The sequence below is a fragment of the Streptomyces muensis genome (assembly GCF_021474425.1).
In the GTDB taxonomy this organism is placed as follows: domain Bacteria; phylum Actinomycetota; class Actinomycetes; order Streptomycetales; family Streptomycetaceae; genus Streptomyces; species Streptomyces muensis.
Genome location: NZ_JAKEIP010000403.1, coordinates 1 through 5330, shown reverse-complemented (window position 1 = coordinate 5330; position 5330 = coordinate 1). Strand labels below are relative to the sequence as shown.

General features: G+C 72.2%; 4 protein-coding genes. 3 read left to right on the top strand and 1 reads right to left on the bottom strand.

Annotation, left to right across the window (positions count from 1 at the left end; all coding sequences use genetic code 11):
• Positions 1-1699, top strand: a 1699-nt coding sequence (locus tag L0P92_RS41830) for a cysteine protease StiP domain-containing protein (protein WP_234768368.1), incomplete at its 5' end; no start/stop codon positions are given.
• The gene (locus L0P92_RS41825; RefSeq protein ID WP_234768367.1) at positions 1699-2517 is read left to right on the top strand and encodes an HAD family hydrolase; all 819 of its coding nucleotides are present in this window, start codon (positions 1699-1701) and stop codon (positions 2515-2517) included. The genes L0P92_RS41830 and L0P92_RS41825, both read left to right, overlap by 1 nt.
• 77 nt (positions 2518-2594) lie before the next feature.
• Here the strand turns inward: L0P92_RS41825 and L0P92_RS41820 are convergent, their stop codons facing one another.
• Entirely contained in the window at positions 2595-2816 is a 222-nt protein-coding gene (locus L0P92_RS41820) for an FmdB family zinc ribbon protein (RefSeq protein WP_234768366.1), read from the bottom strand.
• 218 nt (positions 2817-3034) lie between these two features.
• On the opposite strand from L0P92_RS41820, the gene L0P92_RS41815 reads away from it, so the two are divergent.
• Positions 3035-5191: a transglycosylase domain-containing protein gene (locus tag L0P92_RS41815; RefSeq protein ID WP_372497425.1), complete on the top strand. Its 2157-nt coding sequence runs from the start codon at positions 3035-3037 to the stop codon at positions 5189-5191.
• Positions 5192-5330: the final 139 nt, after the last annotated feature.

The window sequence follows — 5330 nt, the reverse complement described above, 5'->3', positions numbered from 1 at the left end:
CACCCGCATAGACCTGCACTGGCCCCCCGGCCTCCCCGACGGGGGCCGGCACGGCTTCACCCCGCGGCATCGTGCCCGGCTGGAGGCCGCGCTCCCTGGCATGGCCGCGCGCCTGGCGGAGGCGCTGCCCCAGGGGGCCCGGCGTGTGCACGTACTCGGGTTCGAAGAGTTGATGTACGCCCCGCTCAGGCTCGCGCGGGAGCTGGAGCAGGTCGCGGAAGGCGTGGACGTGCGTTTCTCGACGACCACCCGGTCCCCCGTCCTCGCAGTCGACGACCCCGGATACGCGATACGCACCCGCCTGACCTTCCCGGCCCACGACGCCCCGGCCGACGGCCCCGGCGAGCGCTACGCCTACAACGTCGCCGGCGCCGACTTCGACGCCGTCATAGCGGTCGTCGACTCGGCCGCCGACACCCCCGAACTGCACGCCCCCGAGGGCCTGTTGGCGCAACTCGCCGTCCACACCCCGCACGTCCTGCTCGCGGTCGTACCGTCGTACGTCCCCGGCGCACCCCCTGCCAGCCCCGAAAGGCCCCCGATGCTGCCCGAGCCCCTCCGCGGCCCCGCCTTCTCCTCGTATGCCCCCGAAGAGGTCGGCTGGCTGCTCCAGGACCTCTCGGACGTGACGCTGGAGGCGCCGACCGAGGAACGGGAGGAGGCCATCCAGAGCGGCGGCGCGCACTACGCGGAGTCGCTGCCCGTGGAGTACCAGCCGAGTGAGCAGTACCAGGCCCTGTTCCACGCGGCACTGGAGGACACCGCGGCACGACTGGCGCAGGCGGCCGGCGCCGTCACCGAACTCGTGCTCGCCGAGCGGTCACCGCGCCCGGTGCTCGTCTCCCTCGCCCGCGCCGGCACCCCCGTCGGCATCCTCATGCGCCGCTGGGCCCAGTTCCGGCACGGCCTCGAACTGCCCCACTACGCCGTGTCCATCGTGCGCGGTCGCGGCATCGACGCCAACGCCCTGCGCTGGCTGGCCGCCCACCACGACCCGCGTGACGTCGTCTTCGTCGACGGCTGGACCGGCAAGGGCGCCATCACCCGCGAACTGGCCGACGCGATACGGGAGTTCGAGGCCTCCGACGGCATCACCGGCTTCGACCCGGAGATCGCCGTACTGGCCGACCCGGGCTCGTGCGTACGGACGTACGGCACCCGCGACGACTACCTCATCCCGTCCGCGTGCCTCAACTCGACCGTATCCGGGCTGATCTCGCGCACCGTCCTGCGCGCCGACCTGGTCGGCCCGCACGACTACCACGGAGCGAAGTTCTACCGCGAACTCGCCGACGCGGACGTCTCCGTGGCCTTCCTGGACGCCGTCTCCGCCCGCTTCCCGGAGGTCGTGGACGCCGTCGAGGCGACCGCCAAGGAGCTGCTGTCCGCAGACCGCGCGCCGACCTGGGAGGGCTGGGCCGCCGTCGAGCGCATCAGCGAGGAGTACGGCATCCACGACGTGAACCTCGTCAAGCCGGGCGTCGGCGAGACCACGCGGGTGCTGCTGCGCCGGGTGCCCTGGAAGATCCTGGCGCGGGCCGGTGCCGGCGCCGACCTGGACCATGTCCGACTGCTTGCCGAACAGAGAGGGGTACCGGTGGAAGAGGTGGCCGAACTGCCGTACACCTGCGTGGGGTTGATCCACCCCAAGTACACGCGGGGCGCGACGGGTGCCGACGGCAGGGCGGTGAACCTCTGATGCCGGTGCTGGTGGCCAGCGACCTCGACCGTACGCTCATCTACTCCGCCGCGGCCCTCGCCCTGACCATGCCGGACGCGCGGGCGCCCCGGCTGCTGTGCGTGGAGGTGCACGAGGCCCGGCCCCTGTCGTACATGACGGAGACGGCGGCCCAGCTCCTCACCGACCTCGGCGACACGGCGGTCTTCGTACCGACGACGACCCGCACCCGCAAGCAGTACCAGCGCATCAACCTGCCGGGCCCCGCCCCGAAGTACGCGATCTGTGCCAACGGCGGCCACCTGCTCGTCGACGGCGCCACCGACCCGGACTGGCACGCCCAGGTCCAGGCCCGCCTCGCCGAACAGTGCGCGCCCCTCGCGGAGATCCAGGACCACCTGATGGCCACGGCGTCCCCGGCCTGGGTGCGCAAGCACCGCATCGCCGAGGACCTCTTCGCCTACCTCGTCGTCGAACGCGAGCTGCTGCCCGAGGAGTGGGTGAAGGAGCTCGCGGTATGGGCGGAGAACCGCGGCTGGACCGTCTCCCTGCAGGGCCGCAAGATCTACGCCGTCCCCAAGCCCCTCACCAAGAGCGCCGCCGTGCACGAGGTCGCCCGCAGGACCGGCGCGGACCTCACGCTGGCCGCGGGCGACTCCTTGCTGGACGCCGACCTGCTCCTGGCCGCCGACAAGGGCTGGCGCCCGGGCCACGGCGAACTGGCCGACGCCAACTGGACGGCCCCGACGATCAGCGCCCTGCCGGAGCGGGGGGTACTGGCGGGCGAGCGCATCCTGAGGGAGTTCTTGAAAGCAACCCGCACGGGAGCGCCCCGTTAGGGGCGCGGGGAACTGCGCGACAAGCCACAACGAGGCCGCACCCGCAAGATGGCACTACGCGGCACCCTCGTAGGCGACTAACCGCAACAGCCCCCACCACAACACCCACCGCCCCCGCCGCCTGCCTTGGGCGCAGCCGCGGGGGCGCTGGCCGTCCCACCCACAGCCACCGTCGACAAAAGCTTCACCGTGTCGTCATGCCCCGCAGGGCACGCCGCCGGCGCGGACGACTCCGCCATCGGACGGCTCAGTTCGAACGTGTCACCGCAGCTGCGGCACCGGTATTCATAGCGAGGCATGCCCACAGACTAATCGGCCTGACCGGTTACACACCCCTCTGCGACCGTTTGTGCTCGACCCTGTCCGATACCAGTGTGGAGAAATTGAAAAGAGCACTGATAGTTTTCGATCGCCGCGAGGAGCCGTAAGGCCGGGGGAACAGGGGGCGCGCTGCCGTTGACCGCGGCGGCCATGCCCTTCCTCGCGGGCACGACCGAATGCGGGGAGGGGCGCAGCCGTGACCAGGGCTGGGCAGGAGCCGGACGAGACCATGCAGTTGAAGGTCCCCGCGCTCCCGCCGGACGAGACCGTGCAATTGCGAACGGTCAAGGAGGACTTATCCGGCAGCAAGCGCACCGATCGCACCGATCGCACTGACGCCCCACCGCCGGCCCCCGGTCACCGCCGCAGACCCAGCCGCCCCACCGCGCCGCCCCGCCTGAGCGCGGTCGTCGCCCGCTGGGCACCCCGCCTGCGCCCCCGGTACCCGCGCCCCGGCCGCACCGGCTGGCGCCGCTGGGTGCCGTCCTGGCGGCAGTGGCTCGGCGCCGTACTGACCTTCCTCGGCCTGACCACCGCGGCCCTGACCGCGGCGTACGCCGCCACCGACATCCCGGAGAACCTCAACTCGTACGCGACCCAGCAGGACAACGTCTACTTCTGGTCCGACGGGACGCCGATGGCCCGTACCGGCTGGGTGCGGCGGCAGGACATGCCGCTGAAGGACATACCCGAGGACGTCCGCTGGGCGGTGCTCGCCGCCGAGAACGCCAGCTTCTACTCCGACCCCGGCATCTCGCTCAGCGGCGTCACCCGCGCCGTGTGGCGCACCTTCGGCGAGGGCGACACCCAGGGCGGCTCCACGATCACCCAGCAGTACGTCAAGAACGTCTACCTCAACCAGGACCGCTCGGTGGGCCGCAAGTTCACCGAGGCCATGCTCGCCCTCAAGCTCGACAACCGGATGAGCAAGGACGACATCCTGGAGGGCTATCTCAACACCAGCTGGTTCGGCCGCGGCACCTACGGCATGCAGCGCGCCGCCCAGGCCTACTACGGCAAGGACGTCGGGGAGCTGAACGTCAGCGAGGCCGCGTTCCTCGCCTCCCTCCTCAAGGGCGCCGCCCTCTACGACCCCGCGCTGAGCGGGGCCAACCACGCGCGGGCGGTGGAGCGCTGGTCCTGGATCCTCGACCGCATGGTCGACATCGGCAGGCTGTCGCCGGCCGAGCGGGCGATGTACCGGACGTTCCCCGAGCCGTTGCGTCAGGGCCGGACCTACGACACCGGCAAGCAGAGCGACTACCTGGTGGAGCTGGCCGCGCAGTACGCCAAGAAGGCCGCGCGTCTGTCGGACCAGCAGTTCGACCTCGGCGGCTACCAGATCTACACGACCTTCGACCGTGAACGGGAGACCGCGCTCACCGACGCCGTGACCAAGGCCCGCGAGCAGGCGCGCAAGGACCATCCGGCCACGGCGAGGACCGCGCACTACGGCGCCGCCTCGGTCGCCGCCGACGGACGGATCCTCGCCGTCCACGGCGGCCCGGACCACCGTACGCAGGGCTACAACGAGTCCAACGCGACCACCGTGCCCGCCGGTTCGGCCTTCCAGCCCTTCGTCTACGCCGCCGCGCTCCACCACGGAGTCCACAAGACCCGCGAGGGCGCGGCGACCGAGGTGACGTCGCAGACGCTGTACGACGGGGACGACGGCATCCCGGTCATGACGCCCGAGGGGCCCTACTGGGACCGCGGCGGCAAACAGGTCAAGGCCCGCAACGACGGCGGGGCGGACCACGGGCGGATCAGCCTGCACAGGGCGCTCGCCCTGTCGGTGAACACACCGTTCATGCAGCTCGGCATGGACACCGGCCTGGACAAGGTGCGCCGGACCGCCGAGGCGGCCGGACTGCTCGGCTCCAGCTTCGGCCCGCAGGTGCCGGCGCTGTCCCTGGGCAGCGCCACGCCCAGCGCGATCCGGATGGCGAGCGGGTACGCTACGTTCGCCGCCGCGGGCACGCATGTCGAGCCGTACTCGGTGGCCCGGATCACCCGCAACGGCGCCCAGGTGCGGTTGGCGAAGCCCGTCTCCCGGCGCGCGGTGCCGGCGAAGGTGGCCGAGCAGGTCCAGTCCGCCCTGCGGGACGCCTTCGCCCTCGCCCATCCGGCCACCGCCGCCTCGGCCCCACGCGTCACCGGCAAGACCGGCACCACCCAGGACGACACCGCCGTCTGGTACGTCGGCACGGCCTCCTCGGTGTCGACGGCCGTCGTGGCCTACCGCATCGACCTCGGCAAGAGCCTCGAACCCCTGCCGTTGAAGGGCGTCGCCGGCACCCCCGCCGACAGCGTCCCGTACGACATCTGGGCCGGCGCCCTGGGTCTCGACTGACCCGGCGACCCGCCACCGTACGACCCCCCACCCCCCACGCAGAACGGGCCCCCCCAGTGGGCGGAATACCGGCCCCGCCCCCCCGCCCCCGCAGCCCCGGGCCGGGGACGCGCGGCCGGGCCTTGCGGGCGGATGGGTG

What these genes read in the sequence shown, in the direction of transcription:
- L0P92_RS41825 (WP_234768367.1), top strand. Translation starts at nt 1,699, where the DNA reads ATGCCGGTGCTGGTGGCCAGCGACCTCGACCGTACGCTCATCTACTCC.
- L0P92_RS41820 (WP_234768366.1), bottom strand. Translation starts at nt 2,816, where the DNA reads ATGCCTCGCTATGAATACCGGTGCCGCAGCTGCGGTGACACGTTCGAA.